The organism is Streptomyces sp. NPDC059909 (assembly GCF_042730885.1).
Taxonomy (GTDB): Bacteria; Actinomycetota; Actinomycetes; order Streptomycetales; family Streptomycetaceae; genus Streptomyces.
Genome location: NZ_JBHWKX010000002.1, coordinates 36,332 through 50,907, shown reverse-complemented (window position 1 = coordinate 50,907; position 14,576 = coordinate 36,332). Strand labels below are relative to the sequence as shown.

Genomic DNA, 14,576 nt, shown 5'->3' with positions numbered 1-14,576 from the left:
CCGAGGGCGTCGGCTCCATCGGAAACCGGAACCGTCAGGTGGGCCCGGGTGTTCTTCCTCAAGCGCCGGACGGGCTCCGAAGGAGCCCCGCCGCAGGCGCTCACGGCGCGCCCGGTGCGATGAACGGGAGCCCCGAGGGCGCGCCGTCCTCGATCAGCCGCAGCAGCGCGTCCGTGTCCGCGTGTTCCTCGATCAGGTCGCCGAGCCGGTCCAGCTGTTCCTCGCGCAGCGCGCCGAAGCTCGTGTCGGGGGCCGGTACGAAACGGCGCCCGGCGGCCGCGGCCACCTCGCGCAGAAATGCCCGCCGGAAGCCGTCGCTCTCCAGCGAGCCGTGCCAGTGGGTGCCCCACACCGATCCGACCCGGCAGCCGTCCAAAAAGGCTTCTCCGCCCAGGACTTCGGCGACGCCGTGGTGGATCTCGTACCCCTCGACCGGTTCTCCGAGCGCTTCGCCCACCGGCCGTGCGAGGGTCTTCTCGGGCGCGAACCGCACCCGCACCGGCAGCAGCCCGAGCCCTGCCACGGACCCGGCCCGTGACTCGACCTCGTCTTCGATCCGCTCGCCCAGCACCTGGAAGCCACCGCAGATGCCGAGCACCGGACGGCCCTCCGCCGCGCGGCGGGCAATCGCATCCGCGAGGCCGCGTTCGCGCAGCCACTCCAGGGCGCGCACGGTGCCGCGCGTGCCGGGCACGACGACCAGGTCGGCGTCGGCAAGCTCCTCGGCGCGGTCCACGAAGCGCACGACCACGCCCGGCTCGGCAGCCAGTGCGTCCACATCGGTGAAGTTGGACATCAGCGGTACGGCGCAGACCGCGATGCGCAGCACGTCCTCGCCGACCGGCGGGGCGACGACGGACTCGCGTACCGCACCCCGCAGGGAGACGCGCAGCCCGTCCTCCTCGTCGATGCCGAGGCCGTGCGCGTACGGCAGGACGCCGTACGTCCGCCGCCCGGTCAGCCCGTGCAGCATCTCCAACCCCGGTTCCAGCAGCGTCACATCGCCCCGGAACTTGTTGACGAGGTAGCCCGCTATGAGCGCCTGGTCCTCCGCGGCGAGCAGCGCCGTCGTACCGAAGAACTGCGCGAAGACCCCGCCCCGGTCGATGTCCCCGACCACCACCACGGGGAAGCCCGCAGCCCGGGCGACGCCCATGTTCACGATGTCCGTGCGCCGCAGATTGATCTCGGCCGGGCTGCCGGCCCCCTCGCAGATCACGGCGTCATACGTGCCCCGCAGCTCCTCCAGGCACTCCATGACGGGCCCGAACAGCGCCTGCTGCCGCCCGCCGTGCAGCATTTTCCCGGGGGACCCCCCAGACCCCCCGAAGAACCCGCGTGCACTCAGTTCGCCCACCGGCTTGCCCATCAGCACGACTTGGCTGGACCGGTCGCTGCCCGGCTTGAGCAGCACGGGGTTCATCAGCGCCGAGGGCTCCACCCGCGCCGCCTGCGCCTGCATGGCCTGCGCACGGCCGATCTCCGCGCCCTCGCGCGTCACGAACGAATTGAGGGACATGTTCTGTCCCTTGAAGGGCGCGACCTTCACGCCCTGGCGCACCAGCCACCGGCAGATCCCCGCCGTGACGACGCTCTTGCCCGCGTCCGACGTCGTCCCGGCGACCAGCAGTCCGCCCCCGCTCATGCATGCCTCCCCTTCAGGGCCCCGGCGGCCAGCCGCGCGCCCGCGCACGCCACGAGCGCCAGTACGCCCACGCGCCGCGACAGCCGTACCGCACGCTCGATGTCCGCGAACTCGACGGCCCGGCCGTCGCCGTTGAGCACGGGCCGGTGCTCGACCCGTCCGCCGTACGAGAGCGTCCCGCCGAGCCGTACGCCGAGGGCCCCCGCGAACGACGCCTCCACCGGTCCCGCGTTGGGGCTCGGATGCTTCGCGGCGTCGGCGCGCCAGGCCCGTACGGCGCCGCGCGGGTCGCCCCCCGCCAGGACCGCGAGTGCGGCGGTGAGACGTGCGCCCGGCCAGCCCGCGACGTCGTCGAGCCGCGCCGACGCCCAGCCGTACCGCCGGTAGCGGGGCGACTTGTGACCCACCATCGCGTCCAGCGTGTTCACGGCACGGAAGCCCACCAGTCCCGGGACCCCGCCGAGTGCGCCCCACACGAGCGCGCCGACGACCGCGTCGGAGGTGTTCTCCGCGACGGATTCGACGACCGCGCGGGCGATTCCGGGGCCGTCCAGCGCCTGCGGGTCCCGCCCGCACAGATGGGGCAGCCGCTCCCTCGCGACCTCGATGTCCCCGGCCGCCAGCGCTCCGCCGACGGCCCTGGCCTCCCGTCCCAGTGACGTTCCGCCGACGACGGCCCAGGTGGCGGCCGCGGTCAGCGCGATCGATGCGGTACGGGAACGGCGTACGGAAGCAGCGGCCAGCGCGCCTGCGGCGACGGCGCCCCCGGCGCACACGGCGGTGTGGACCGCGCCCCACCCGCGGTGGTCGCGCCACAGCGCCCGCTCGACGGCAGCGGCGGCCCGGCCGAACGCGGCGACCGGATGTCCTCGGCGCGGATCGCCGAAGAGCAGGTCGCCGGCGAGTCCGGCAGCTGCACCGCATGCAAAGGTCCGCTCTGCACGCATGTTCGTCCTCACTCAGGGTCCGCGCCCTGGCTCGACGTGACCGGCGGTGAGAGTTCCTGGCTCCGGGAGTGGAGTGCACCCGTGACAGTGGCGGGACCGCGCCGGATTCGCACCGGCTTCCTCTTCTGCCGCCGTAAATGGCTCCGGAAGTCCACCATGGCCGCGAACACCCGTCAACTCGCCCTTGACCTGCGGCGGGACAGTGTGCGGAGTGCCACATGGGGGCGCACGCGGGGGCGCACACGACAGGGGCCGGACCCACCCGGAGGTGTGCCCGGCCCCTGTACCGAGGATGTGCCGTGCCGACCGTCGGGCGGCGCCGTCCGACGGTGATCAGGCGACGATGAGCCAGATCCCGTAGGTCACCGCTGCCGTGCAGAGCGCGAAGCAGGCGTACGCACCTGTTCGGGCGAGTCCGGCGGAGCCGCCCTGTGCGGCTGCGGCCTCCTGCTTGGAGAGGCCCGCGATGCCCAGGGTGAACAGGCCCACCAGGGCGACGGTGACGACGAGGCTCACGCCGAAGACGGAGCCCAGAGCTGCCCAGTCGATCTTCATGCTGTTCTTTCCTTACACCGTGGCGGCGGGCGCCGCGGTGGTCGCGGGGGCGGTCGTGGGCGCCGGGACGGTCGCGGGGGCCGGGGTGGTCTCGGCGGCCGGGGCGGGGATGGTGGCCCTCAGGTCCTCGGGCTCGGTCGCCGCGGCGGTGGCGACGCCGGCCGGGGGCGGGGTGACGGCCGCGATGGCGGTGGTGACCACGCCCGCGGGCTCGGCGATCTCGTCGTCCGTGACGTTGGTGTGGTCGACCGGCTTGCGGCGCGAAAGGGACCAGATGACCGCGGCACCCGCGATCAGCAGCACCGCCACGGCGCCGACGCCCCAGGCGCCCTGGCTGGTGAGGAACTCGGCCCCGGCGCCGACCAGAGCGGCGGCCGGCAGCGTCAGGCCCCAGGCGATGAACATCCGGGTGGCGGTGGACCAGCGGACCACGCCGCCCTTGCGGCCGAGGCCCGCACCCATGACCGCGCCGGAGCACGACTGGGTGGTGGAGAGCGAGAAGCCGAGGTGCGAGGAGGCCAGGATGACCGTCGCGGCGCTGGTCTGGGCGGCGAAGCCCTGCTGCGGCCGGAGGTCGGTGAGGCCTTTGCCCATGGTGCGGATGATGCGCCAGCCGCCCAGGTACGTACCGAGCGCGATCGCCATACCGGCGGAGACGATCACCCACAGCGGCGGGTTCGAGCCGGGGGCGAGGACGCCGCCGGTCACGAGGGCCAGGGTGATGACACCCATGGTCTTCTGCGCGTCGTTGGTGCCGTGGGCGAGGGAGACGAGTCCGGCCGAGGCGATCTGGCCGGCGCGGTAGCCCTTGGACGTGGCCTTGTCGTCCGCCTTGCTGCCGATGCGGTACGTCAGCTTCGTCGCGAGGAGCGCGGCGAGACCGGCGACGATCGGCGCGGCGACGGCCGGGATCAGGACCTTCGTGACGATGGTCCCGCCGTTGACGGCCGAGAAACCGGCGGACATCACGGCTGCGCCGATGAGACCGCCGAAGAGCGCGTGCGAGGAGCTGGACGGCAGGCCCAGCAGCCAGGTGAAGAGGTTCCACAGAATGGCGCCGACGAGCGCCGCGAAGATCACTTCGGTGCGGATGCCCTCTTCGTTGATGATCCCGCCGGAGATCGTCTTGGCGACCTCGACGGACAGGAATGCGCCGACAAGATTCAGCACGGCGGACATGGCCACCGCCGTCTTGGGCTTGAGTGCGCCGGTCGAGATGGTCGTCGCCATCGCGTTGGCTGTGTCGTGGAAACCGTTCGTGAAATCGAACACGAGAGCGGTGATGATCACGATCCCGAGGAGAAGCGTGATGTTTTCCATTTACCCAGGCTTCTTTTGGATGTCAGTGGCTCGGCGACCGTAGGCAACCTGGGTGAACGGAAGGTGAACTGAGGCGGGCGGTGCGGTGTCTCGACATGGCTACAGTCGTTCCGCTTGTGCAGGAAGAGGCGCCAGAAACGGGCAGGGGCCCGCCAGTGGGCGGGTGGTGACCCCCTTCGGCAGGGGCTGCCGGTCCGCCGAGGAGATCCTGGTCACTCCGGAGGCCGGCGCCGTGGTGGAAGGATCACCGCATGACCAGGCAGCAGGAGCAGGGGCAGCGGCAGGACGTGATCGGGCGGGCCTGGGCGGACCTCGTGGCCACGGCCCGCAGAACCGCGGCGGACGGACTCGTCGTCGGGACCTCGGGCAATGTCTCCGTACGGGTCTCCACGGAAGACGGCGAGCTGGTCCTGGTCACCCCGAGCGGGGTGCCCTACGAACGGCTCGGCACGGAGGCCCCCCTCGCCGTCGGCCTCGACGGGCGGCAGCTGCTCGGCGAACTCACCCCCACCAGCGAGCTCCCGCTGCATCTGGAGATCTACCGGGCCACGGACGCGGCCGCCGTCGTGCACACCCACGCCGTGCACGCGACCGCCGTCTCCACCCTGGTCACCGAGCTGCCGCTGATCCACTACATGGCCGCGGCCCTCGGCGGCCCCGTCCGCGTCGCCCCGTACGCGCTCTACGGAACGGACGAGCTGGCCGCGAACATGCTCCGGGCCCTGGCGGACCGCACGGGATGCCTGCTCCAGAACCACGGAACCGTCGCCTACGGAGCCTCGCTCGACCAGGCGTACGACCGAACGGCCCAATTGGAGTGGATGTGCCGGGTCTGGCTCACCGCGAGCTCCGTCCCCGGCCATGAGCCGTCCCTGCTGTCCCGCGCCCAGGTCGACGAGGTGCGCGACAAGCTCCGCAGCTACGGACAGCCCCGCTGACCGGTCGGCCGGACCGCTGGGGAGCGTCACCCATCGTGACCCGTCCACTGGCAGCCCGGCCGGGACGTGCCGACACTGGAGCGGTGCGCCCGGTTACAGCGACGGCAGCGGCCGTCACCACCCTGATAGGTCTTGGCGCGGCCACGTTCGCGGCGGGACGTTACGCCAGCGATGCCGCGCTCAAGGCACCTCCCGGACGGCCCCTGCCCGGCGAGCCCCGGCTCACCGTGCACGCCACAGGACCGGGCAGGATCACCCTCACCCGCAGCCTCGTCTCCCTCCGGCCCGGTACCTACGGACTCACCGGCACCGATGTGCACGCTGTCGTCGGCCCCGTCCTCGAGGACGTGCCGCACGCGGCGGACACCGTCGTGCGCCGGCTGGAGAGCGTGGGGCACGGCAGCCTCGACATCGGCACCAAGGTGCGGCTCACCCCGCAGGTGCACAGCGGCACCCCGACCAGCGCCCTCGGCATCGACCACGAGGACGTGGACATCCCCGGTGAACTGGGCTCGCTTCCCGCCTGGTTCGTCCCCGGCCCCCGCAGCACCTGGATCATCGCCGTGCACGGCCTCGGCGCCACGCGGCAGCACACCCTGAACCTCATGCCCTTCCTCGTCGGCCGGCAGCTGCCCGTGCTGGCCGTCACCTACCGCGGCGACCCCGGCGCGCCCGGCTCCCCGGACGGCCTCGGCCACCTCGGCGACTCCGAGTGGCGCGACCTCGACGCCGCCGTCCGGTACGCCGTCCGCCGCGGCGCCGAGCGCGTCATCCTGCACGGCTGGTCCACCGGCGCCTCGATGGCCCTGCACGCCGCCGCGAACTCGGCGTACCGGGACCGGATCGCCGGGCTCGTCCTGGACTCCCCGGTGCTCGACTGGGAGACCACCCTGCGCGCCCTCGCCACCGCCCGGCGCACCCCGTCCTTCCTGCTGCCCCTCGCCGTGCGCGCGGCCAAGGGCCGCACCGGGCTGCACGGCGACCGGCTGCGGGAGGCCGCCGACCCGGACGCCGTACGCGTCCCCGCGCTGATCTTCCACGGCCCTGACGACAGACTCGCGCCCTGGGCCCCGTCCCAGGAGCTCGCGGCCCGCCGCCCGGACCTGGTCAGCCTCCAGACCGTGCCCGACGCCCCGCACGGCGCCATGTGGAACGTGGACCCGGCCCGCTACGAGGAGACCCTCCGCCGCTTTCTCACCCCCCTCGTCTGACCACCCGTCCGGCAACCCCGCGGCCACCTCCGAGCAGCCTCGGAGCCGCTCCGGAGCCGCCTCCCGGCCACCCCTTTCCGCGAGATCACGGATTCCGTTTGGGCTTTCGGGCCGTCAACGGGAAGACTGCTCCCGTGACGTCCCGTAACCTGCGCGACTCCAGACTCCGTCTTGTCCGCCCCCGCCCCACCGTCACGGCGCGCCGCGCCGTGACGAACCGGCGTACGCGCCCCGCTCCGCGCCCGCCCGAGGGCACTCCTCCGGCCGCGGAACTGGCCCGCCAGGCGCGCGAGGTGCTCGCCGACGCGGTCCGTGTCGCCCGCTGGGCCGCCGCCGAGCGCGACGCGGCGGTCGGCCCTGCTGTGCTGGAACGGGCCGCGGCCGCACTGGAGTTGACGCCGGACCAGGTGAGCGCGGGCTGGGACCGCGCCCGGCTCGCCGGACTGGTGGAGCTCCACGGCGACACCGCGCGCCCCGGCTGGCGGCTGAACGCCTGGGACCGCGACGACACCGCCGTGCTGCGCGGCTGGGTCGCCCTCTTCGACGCCTGGTCCCTCGTCCACCCCGCGCCCGCGGACGTCGCTCCCACAGCCGTCGCGGAGGTCGTCGAGGCCGTCCCCCAGGTGCTCTCCCTCCTCCAGCTCTCCGCAGGACCCGTGCTCGTACCGGCCCTGCTCGATCTGCTCCAGCAGCGCGTCGTGGAACTCCGCGAGGAGCGCTGCGAAGTGCCCTACGGACCCCAGCCCGACTCCGTCCCGGCCGACTCCGTCCCGGTGGGCCCCGGCGCGACCGCCCCCGCCGCGGCCGACTCCGACGTCTCCCTCTCCGCCCTGCTTGACTGGGCCCTGGAGGGCCTCGCCGCGGTCGGCGCCCTCACCCTCGGTCCGGGCCAGGCCACACTCACCCCGCTCGGCAACTGGGCGGTCTGGGTCAAGCTCGAGCAGATCTGCGTCGCCGCCCAGAGCCCCGCAGGCCATATCGAGCAGTCCGCCGAGGACATGCTCCGCGCCTGCGCCCTGCTCACCCCCGGCCCCGCCCGTGACGAGTACCGCGCCTGGCTCGCCGCCCGTACCGTCTCCAGCGCCGTCACCGAACTCCTCGCCGCCGCCCGCGGCGAGGACGCCCTGCTCCGCGGCGTCGCCTTCGAGGCGCTCCGGGTCGTCGGCGCCCCGGCCGAGGCCGGGGTCCGCGCAGCGGCCGAGGAGCCGTCCCTGCGGCCGTACGCCCTGCTCTGGCTCGCCGAGTACGAGGGAGCGGACCCCGAGGACACCGCCGAGGTGCTCACCCGCAAGGAGGCGACCTGGCTCTGGGTCGACACCGCGGCCGCCGTCGCCGACCACGGCGAGGCCGCACTGCTGGTCCGCCACCTCGACTCGGCGGTCCAGGGCACCGTCCCCGCCCTGCTGGACGAGGTCAGGGCGGTCGGCCACCCGCGCACCGTGCAGGTCCTGGTCGCCCTCGCGGCCGCCCACCCCGACCCCGCCCTCGCCAAGGCCGTCCGGCGGGCGGCCTTCCAGGTCCACACGGGGGGTGCCTGACAGGCGCCCGGCAGCGGACCTGAAGCGGCAGGGTCGGGCCCCTAGCCCTCCGCCGCCCCCGGCCGGTACGTCCCGAAACTCCAGACGTTGCCCTCCAGGTCGCGCGTCATGTAGTCCCGGGAGCCGTAGTCCTGGTCGGTGGGCGGCATCACGATCTCCACCCCGTGCTCCGCGGCCCTGCTGTGGTGCACGTCCACGTCGTCGACGTGCACGAAGACGCCGGCCGGCCCGGCGCCCTCCATCAGCTTGTCGAACTGGCTCCCCGTGCCCTTGCTGCCGAGCATCACCAACCCGTTCCCGTACGACAGCTCGGCGTGGACGACCCTGCCGTCCTCACCCTCGTACACGGCGTTCGCCGTGAAGCCGAAGGCCTCGGTGAGCTGCTTGATCGCGGCCTTGGCGTCCGCGTACACCAGCGTCGGACAGATGTCCGGTGCCTCCGCCATGTCGATCACCCCTAACTCCTCGCTCGACGACAGGAATGTGATCTGACTCTCAGTCTGGCAGGGGGCACCGACAATGCCCGGCACCCGAGGGACGGAGGCGTCGGCGCGGGCCGGCGGAAGGTGACGTCCGCGCCGGCCGGCGGAAGACGAAGGTGTCCGCGGCGGCGAGGTGTCAGCGGAAGGTGTTGCACTGGGCCATGTCGCCCGTGCGGTAACCCCTGTAGAACCACTCCTGGCGCTGGGCGGCCGAACCGTGCGTCCACGTCTCGGGAGTGACCCGCCCCTGGAACCGCTCCTGGATCCGGTCGTCGCCCACCGCGGCGGCGGCGTTCAGACCGTCCTGGATGTCGGCGTCCGTAAGCCGTGTCAGCAGCGGACGGCCCGTCCTCTCGTCCGGCGTGGTCGTGGCGTGGTGCGCCCATACCCCGGCGTAGCAGTCCGCCTGCAGTTCCACGCGCACGGCGTTGCTGCCCGCGCCCTGGCCCCCGTCCTGCGCGCGGGCCAGCGTGCCCATCTGGTTCTGGATGTGGTGGCCGTACTCGTGCGCGACGACGTAGGCCTGCGCGAACGGGCCGCCGCTCGAACCGAACTTGGTCCGCAGGTCGTTGAAGAAGTCCACGTCCAGATAGATCTGATGGTCCCCGGGGCAGTAGAACGGCCCGACCGCCGATGTGGCCGTGCCGCAGGCGGTGCGGACGCTGCCCGTGAACATCACGGTCGGCGCGTCCGAGTAGCGCCCGCCGCGCCGCGCGTACTCCGCGCGCCAGAAGTCCTGCACGCTGTTGACCACCGCGACGGTCCGGCAGTCCTCCCGGAGGTTCGCGGCCGCACCCTTGCGGCAGGCCTGGTCGACCTCCGCCGCCGAGGACGCGCTCACGGCCGGCTCCTGGCCTCCGTCGGTGAGGCCGAGCTGGTCGGGACCCACGCCGAAGAGCAGCCCCACGATCAGTGCGATGAATCCGACGATGCCGCCCCCGACGGTGGCCCTGCCACCCGGGACGCGGCTGCGACGCACATCCCTGACCTCGGAGGTGTCCAGGTCGGCGTTGTCGTCGAACTGCATGCCCCCGAGTATCGATCAGCCCCGTATGTTCCGCCCGTTTTGCGACCTTCGCGGGCTCCGTCCGCGCTCCCGGTGACCGCTCCACCGTGGGGAGAACCACAGAAAACCGGTTGCACATGCCCGGTAGACTGCCCCGTATGGCAATTCTCCTCGTGGATTAGACGGCGTCGAAGCTGCCGCACGCCCCGTCGTCCTTCCGCCGTCCGTCCCGTCCTGGAGTTTTACCGTGATCACCGCTTCCGGCATCGAGCTGCGCGCCGGCGCCCGCGTCCTCATCGAGTCCGCCACCTTCCGTATCGCCAAGGGCGACCGCATCGGCCTCGTCGGCCGCAACGGAGCGGGCAAGACCACCCTCACCAAGTGCCTCGCGGGCGAAGGCATCCCCGCCTCCGGCCAGATCGCCCGCTCCGGCGAGGTCGGCTACCTCCCGCAGGACCCGCGCACGGGCGACCTCGACGTCCTCGCCCGCGACCGCATCCTCTCCGCCCGCGGCCTCGACCTCCTGATCCGCAAGATGCGCGAGAACGAGCAGCGCATCGCCAGCGGCAAGGGCGCCACGCGCGACAAGGCGATGAAGCAGTACGAGCGCCAGGAGACCGAGTTCCTGACGAAGGGCGGTTACGCGGCGGAGGCCGAGGCCGCCACCATCGCCGCCGCGCTCAACCTGCCCGACCGCGTCCTCGGCCAGCCGCTGCACACCCTCTCCGGCGGTCAGCGCCGCCGTGTCGAGCTCGCCCGGATCCTCTTCTCGGACGCCGACACGCTGCTCCTCGACGAGCCGACCAACCACCTCGACGCGGACTCGATCGTCTGGCTGCGCGACTACCTGAAGACGTACCGCGGCGGCTTCATCGTCATCTCCCACGATGTCGACCTCGTCGAGACGGTGGTCAACAAGGTCTTCTACCTCGACGCGAACCGCTCGACGATCGACATCTACAACATGGGCTGGAAGCTCTACCAGCAGCAGCGCGAGGCCGACGAGAAGCGCCGCAAGCGGGAGCGGCAGAACGCGGAGAAGAAGGCCGCCGCGCTCAACGCCCAGGCCGACAAGATGCGCGCCAAGGCCACCAAGACCGTCGCCGCGCAGAACATGGCGCGCCGCGCCGAGCGGCTGCTCTCCGGCCTCGAGGACGTCCGGGCGGCCGACAAGGTCGCGAAGCTGCGCTTCCCCGAGCCCGCGCCCTGCGGCAGGACGCCGCTCACGGCCGAGAGCCTGTCCAAGTCGTACGGCTCCCTCGAAATCTTCACCGACGTGGACCTCGCGATCGACAAGGGGTCCCGCGTCGTCATCCTCGGCCTCAACGGCGCCGGCAAGACCACGCTGCTGCGCCTCCTCGGCGGGGTCGAGACGCCCGACACCGGCCAGGTCGTCGAGGGACACGGCCTCAAGCTGGGCTACTACGCCCAGGAGCACGAGACCCTCGACCCGGACCGCACGGTGCTGGAGAACATGCGCTCCGCCGCGCCCGACCTCGACCTGGTCGAGGTCCGCAAGGTGCTGGGCTCCTTCCTGTTCTCCGGCGACGACGTCGACAAGCCGGCCGGGGTGCTCTCCGGCGGTGAGAAGACCCGGCTGGCCCTTGCGACGCTGGTGGTCTCGTCGGCGAACGTGCTGCTGCTCGACGAGCCGACCAACAACCTGGACCCGGCCAGCCGCGAGGAGATCCTGGGCGCGCTGCGCACCTACAAGGGCGCGGTCGTGCTGGTCACGCACGACGAGGGCGCGGTCGAGGCGCTGAGCCCGGAGCGGATCATCCTGCTGCCGGACGGCATCGAGGACCTGTGGGGCGCGGACTACGCGGACCTCGTCGCGCTCGCCTGACCTGACCCGACCCGACCCGACCCGACCCGACCCGACCCGACCCGGGCCGCCCGGCCACGGTGCCGCCACCGGCCGGACGCCGGCCGGCCATGGTCGGACACCCTGTCGCGGCCGGTCGCGGAGCTGCCCGGTCACGGTGTGACCGGCTCCGTCGCCACCGGTCGTGGCCCTGCCTGGCCGCGTTCCGGCCCGCCCTGCTCTGGCCGGGCGGGCCTGATCCACTTCGTATGGATCATTCGGCTCATGAGTGATCCTTCATCTGAGTGAGTGCGTCTCGTACTCCGGCGTGGCGATCTGTCGAAACGGTCCGCCGTGGCCTGCCCGGCACCCGGAACCGCCCCGTCCGGACCACAGCCGCCCTGACCTGGAATTTCACCCTCCGAGACGCCGAAACGTCTCGGCAGTCAACCCCGGAATCCCAGATTCCGGTCGTGACGGCGGCCGTGCGGCCGCCAAAGCTTGTCGTACGGACCTTGTCGAATGGGTGGCCATGAAGCCCTTGAGGGGTGATCATGAGAGTCCAGAGCGCACTTCCCATGAGGAGGCACGGGTGGCCGAGACTCTGAAGAAGGGCAGCCGGGTGACCGGCGCCGCGCGCGACAAGCTCGCGGCAGACCTGAAGAAGAAGTACGACTCCGGTGCGAGCATCCGGGCGCTGGCCGAAGAGACCGGCCGCTCCTACGGATTCGTCCACCGGATGCTCAGCGAATCCGGAGTCACGCTGCGGGGACGCGGCGGAGCGACGCGCGGCAAGAAGGCCGCCTCGGCCTGACGGCCGGAGCGGGCAGCTGCCGAGAGCGGCGTGTGAGGCCGGCCGGCCGTTTCCGGTGCCGGCCACCCGGTCGACCGCGGGGTCGGCCGGGTGGTTACTGTGCAGTCACTTAACCGTCGCTGTACGGACTGCACCGCACCGGAACCGGAGGCACCTCATGACTTCGCTCGACTCGTTGGACTCTGTGCTCGACAAGGACGGCGTACGGCTCACCGTCGAAGACGCGGTGGCCACGGTGACCCTCACCAACCCGGACAAGCGCAATGCCCAATCCCCCGCTCTCTGGCGGGCGTTGGCGGAGGCCGGGCGGTCACTGCCGGGCAACGTGCGGGTCGTCGTGCTGCGCGGTGAGGGCAAGTCCTTCTCCGCGGGGCTCGACCGGCAGGCATTCACGCCCGAGGGCTTCGACGGAGAGCCGTCGTTCCTCGACCTCGCGCGCGGCTCGGACGAGGAGCTGGACGCGGTCATCGCCGAGTACCAGGAGGCTTTCACCTGGTGGCGCCGCAACGACATCGTGTCGATCGCGGCGGTCCAGGGCCATGCGATCGGTGCCGGGTTCCAGCTCGCCCTCGCCTGCGATCTGCGGATCGCCGCACAGGACGTGCAGTTCGCCATGCGCGAGACCAGTCTCGGACTGGTCCCCGACCTCACCGGGACCCACCCGCTCGTCTCGCTCGTCGGCTACGCCCGCGCGCTCGAGATCTGCGCCACCGGACGCTTCGTCCAGGCCGATGAGGCGGAGCGGATCGGTCTCGCCAACCTCGTCGTGCCCGCCGCCGAACTCGACGCGTCCGTACGCGACTTGGCGGCCGCGCTGCTCGCCGCGCCGCGTGACGCGGTGATCGAGACCAAGGCGCTGCTGCGGGGAGCCCAGGAGCGTACGTACGAGGAGCAGCGGACGGCCGAGCGGGCCGCCCAGGCCCGGCGCCTGCGGGACCTCGCGGGCCTCGCGGACTGATCCGACGGCGCGCACCGCACCTGTGCCCCCGCCGTGCCTCGCCGCGCGGCGGGGCGCACGCCGCAGTGTCCTCAGGCCCCGGTGGGCACGTCCGTGATCAGGACCGCCACCGGCACGGGCGACGGGAGCACCGGAGTGACCGCCTCCCGGACGGCCAGCGCCACCGCCAAGGGGTGGTGGCCGCGTGCCGTCGCGCATTCGACGCGCACGGACGACTCCTCGATACGGACCGGCACACCCAGCGTGCCCGTGAGGCGGGCGACTCCCGGCACGGCGGCTGCCGTGGTGCCCACCTCGCCCTGCGGCCCCACCGCGGGCACGCCGGCCGGCGGACTCGCCGGCTCCGGCTTCGGTACGGCGTCCAGCAGCGCCGTCACCCGCAGATCGATCTCCGTCACGGCGAGGTCCAGCCGCTCCACGGCCGCGGTGTGGAGGGCCGCGCGAAGACGGTCCGCCACGGCCGGGATCGGCTCGTCAGGGGCCGCCGCGAAATCCGCCTCGATACGCAACAGGCCCGGCGGCAGGGCCCCGGGCGGGGGCGGGACCACGGGTTCCGCAGCCAGCTCCGGATCGGCGAGCGCGATCCGCAGCCGGCCCAGCACGGCGCCGCGCACCTCCCGCGCCGCCACCGCGCGCAGCACCGCCTCCGCCGCGCGCTCCGTCAGCCAGGCGCCGTCCGCCGCGCCGCCGAGGGGGAGGAGCCTGCCCAGGGCCAGCCGGGCACGTACCGCCCCGGCCCATCCCGCCGTCGTCATCGCCCGCGCCCCCTCACGGCTTCCGCCTCGTCATTGCTCCAGCCTGCCGCATCCCCGGCGCGAGACGGGGCAAGCGCACTTAGTGTGGTCAGCGGAGTCAGAAGTCCACCACCGCCCCGAAGGGACGTATGGCCATGACCGAGACCGATGTCAATGTCAAGAAGGAGCCGTCCGGCCCGGTCAGGCGGGGCGGCGGAGACCCGGGCACCCGAGGGCGTACCACCATCGCCGACGGCGTGGTCGAGAAGATCGCCGGACTCGCGGCCCGGGAAGTGCTCGGCGTCCACGCCATGGGCAGCGGAATCTCCCGTACGTTCGGGGCCATGCGCGACCGCGTGCCCGGTGGCGGCGGGCGTTCCAGCGCCACCCGTGGGGTGAAGGCCGAGGTGGGGGAGGTCCAGTCGGCGATCGACCTGGAGATCGTCGTCGACTACGGGGTGTCGATCTCGGACGTGGCCCGTGCCGTCCGCGAGAACGTCGTAGCCGCGGTGGAACGCATGACCGGACTCGAGGTCGTCGAGGTCAACATCGCGGTCAGCGACGTGAAACTGCCGGAAGAGGAAGAAGAAGAGCCGGAGCCGCGGATCCAGTAGCGGAGCGAGC

At 72.6% G+C, this 14,576-nt stretch carries 14 protein-coding genes and 1 riboswitch; of the genes, 7 read left to right on the top strand and 7 right to left on the bottom strand.

The window, feature by feature from the left end:
* Positions 1–100 precede the first annotated feature (100 nt).
* The 4 genes from ACFV9O_RS02255 to ACFV9O_RS02240 all read right to left on the bottom strand — a co-directional run bounded on the left by ACFV9O_RS02255 (position 101) and on the right by ACFV9O_RS02240 (position 4,467).
* Positions 101–1,645 (bottom strand): cobyric acid synthase, encoded by a 1,545-nt coding sequence (locus tag ACFV9O_RS02255; protein ID WP_385411216.1) that lies wholly within the window; start codon positions 1,643–1,645, stop codon positions 101–103.
* Positions 1,642–2,592, bottom strand: coding sequence for a cobalamin biosynthesis protein (locus ACFV9O_RS02250; protein ID WP_385411214.1), 951 nt, complete (start codon positions 2,590–2,592; stop codon positions 1,642–1,644). The genes ACFV9O_RS02255 and ACFV9O_RS02250 overlap by 4 nt, the downstream gene beginning before the upstream one ends.
* Before the next feature lie 30 nt (positions 2,593–2,622).
* Positions 2,623–2,763: riboswitch (cobalamin riboswitch) on the bottom strand.
* 162 nt (positions 2,764–2,925) lie between these two features.
* Entirely contained in the window at positions 2,926–3,147 is a 222-nt protein-coding gene (locus ACFV9O_RS02245; protein WP_385411212.1) for a hypothetical protein, read from the bottom strand.
* 12 nt (positions 3,148–3,159) lie between these two features.
* Positions 3,160–4,467 carry an anion permease gene (locus ACFV9O_RS02240; protein WP_385411210.1) on the bottom strand — a complete coding sequence of 436 codons (1,308 nt, stop codon included), beginning with the start codon at positions 4,465–4,467 and terminating at the stop codon, positions 3,160–3,162.
* A 251-nt stretch (positions 4,468–4,718) separates the two neighbouring features.
* Between ACFV9O_RS02240 and ACFV9O_RS02235 the strand changes: the two genes are divergently transcribed.
* The 3 genes from ACFV9O_RS02235 (at position 4,719) to ACFV9O_RS02225 (ending at position 8,154) form a co-directional block, all read left to right on the top strand.
* On the top strand, positions 4,719–5,405 hold the full coding sequence (locus tag ACFV9O_RS02235) for a class II aldolase/adducin family protein (RefSeq protein WP_385411208.1): 687 nt from the start codon (positions 4,719–4,721) through the stop codon (positions 5,403–5,405).
* An 83-nt stretch (positions 5,406–5,488) separates the two neighbouring features.
* Positions 5,489–6,616 carry an alpha/beta hydrolase gene (locus tag ACFV9O_RS02230; protein ID WP_385411206.1) on the top strand — a complete coding sequence of 376 codons (1,128 nt, stop codon included), beginning with the start codon at positions 5,489–5,491 and terminating at the stop codon, positions 6,614–6,616.
* A gap of 134 nt (positions 6,617–6,750) precedes the next feature.
* Positions 6,751–8,154: a hypothetical protein gene (locus ACFV9O_RS02225; RefSeq protein ID WP_385411204.1), complete on the top strand. Its 1,404-nt coding sequence runs from the start codon at positions 6,751–6,753 to the stop codon at positions 8,152–8,154.
* A gap of 41 nt (positions 8,155–8,195) precedes the next feature.
* On the opposite strand, the gene ACFV9O_RS02220 is transcribed toward ACFV9O_RS02225, so the two are convergent.
* Entirely contained in the window at positions 8,196–8,600 is a 405-nt protein-coding gene (locus ACFV9O_RS02220) for a VOC family protein (RefSeq protein ID WP_385411764.1), read from the bottom strand.
* A gap of 172 nt (positions 8,601–8,772) precedes the next feature.
* Complete coding sequence (locus tag ACFV9O_RS02215; protein WP_385411202.1) at positions 8,773–9,663, bottom strand: neutral zinc metallopeptidase; 891 nt, start codon at positions 9,661–9,663, stop codon at positions 8,773–8,775.
* A 226-nt stretch (positions 9,664–9,889) separates the two neighbouring features.
* Here ACFV9O_RS02215 and ACFV9O_RS02210 point away from each other — a divergent pair, with 226 nt between their 5' ends.
* The 3 genes from ACFV9O_RS02210 (at position 9,890) to ACFV9O_RS02200 (ending at position 13,218) form a co-directional block, all read left to right on the top strand.
* Positions 9,890–11,488: an ABC-F family ATP-binding cassette domain-containing protein gene (locus tag ACFV9O_RS02210; protein WP_385411200.1), complete on the top strand. Its 1,599-nt coding sequence runs from the start codon at positions 9,890–9,892 to the stop codon at positions 11,486–11,488.
* A gap of 550 nt (positions 11,489–12,038) precedes the next feature.
* Positions 12,039–12,260, top strand: coding sequence for a helix-turn-helix domain-containing protein (locus ACFV9O_RS02205; RefSeq protein ID WP_006123601.1), 222 nt, complete (start codon positions 12,039–12,041; stop codon positions 12,258–12,260).
* Between the two features lie 157 nt (positions 12,261–12,417).
* Positions 12,418–13,218: an enoyl-CoA hydratase/isomerase family protein gene (locus ACFV9O_RS02200; RefSeq protein WP_385411199.1), complete on the top strand. Its 801-nt coding sequence runs from the start codon at positions 12,418–12,420 to the stop codon at positions 13,216–13,218.
* 71 nt (positions 13,219–13,289) lie between these two features.
* Here ACFV9O_RS02200 and ACFV9O_RS02195 read toward each other — a convergent pair whose 3' ends face one another.
* On the bottom strand, positions 13,290–13,973 hold the full coding sequence (locus ACFV9O_RS02195; protein WP_385411197.1) for a hypothetical protein: 684 nt from the start codon (positions 13,971–13,973) through the stop codon (positions 13,290–13,292).
* A 128-nt stretch (positions 13,974–14,101) separates the two neighbouring features.
* Between ACFV9O_RS02195 and ACFV9O_RS02190 the strand changes: the two genes are divergently transcribed.
* On the top strand, positions 14,102–14,566 hold the full coding sequence (locus ACFV9O_RS02190; protein ID WP_385411195.1) for an Asp23/Gls24 family envelope stress response protein: 465 nt from the start codon (positions 14,102–14,104) through the stop codon (positions 14,564–14,566).
* The last annotated feature ends 10 nt before the right edge of the window (positions 14,567–14,576 follow it).

Coding starts and splice junctions, on each gene's coding strand:
- ACFV9O_RS02235 (WP_385411208.1), top strand. CDS start 4,719: ATGACCAGGCAGCAGGAGCAGGGGCAGCGGCAGGACGTGATCGGGCGG.
- ACFV9O_RS02245 (WP_385411212.1), bottom strand. CDS start 3,147: ATGAAGATCGACTGGGCAGCTCTGGGCTCCGTCTTCGGCGTGAGCCTC.
- ACFV9O_RS02195 (WP_385411197.1), bottom strand. CDS start 13,973: ATGACGACGGCGGGATGGGCCGGGGCGGTACGTGCCCGGCTGGCCCTG.
- ACFV9O_RS02215 (WP_385411202.1), bottom strand. CDS start 9,663: ATGCAGTTCGACGACAACGCCGACCTGGACACCTCCGAGGTCAGGGAT.
- ACFV9O_RS02240 (WP_385411210.1), bottom strand. CDS start 4,467: ATGGAAAACATCACGCTTCTCCTCGGGATCGTGATCATCACCGCTCTC.
- ACFV9O_RS02190 (WP_385411195.1), top strand. CDS start 14,102: ATGGCCATGACCGAGACCGATGTCAATGTCAAGAAGGAGCCGTCCGGC.
- ACFV9O_RS02220 (WP_385411764.1), bottom strand. CDS start 8,600: ATGGCGGAGGCACCGGACATCTGTCCGACGCTGGTGTACGCGGACGCC.
- ACFV9O_RS02250 (WP_385411214.1), bottom strand. CDS start 2,592: ATGCGTGCAGAGCGGACCTTTGCATGCGGTGCAGCTGCCGGACTCGCC.
- ACFV9O_RS02255 (WP_385411216.1), bottom strand. CDS start 1,645: ATGAGCGGGGGCGGACTGCTGGTCGCCGGGACGACGTCGGACGCGGGC.
- ACFV9O_RS02200 (WP_385411199.1), top strand. CDS start 12,418: ATGACTTCGCTCGACTCGTTGGACTCTGTGCTCGACAAGGACGGCGTA.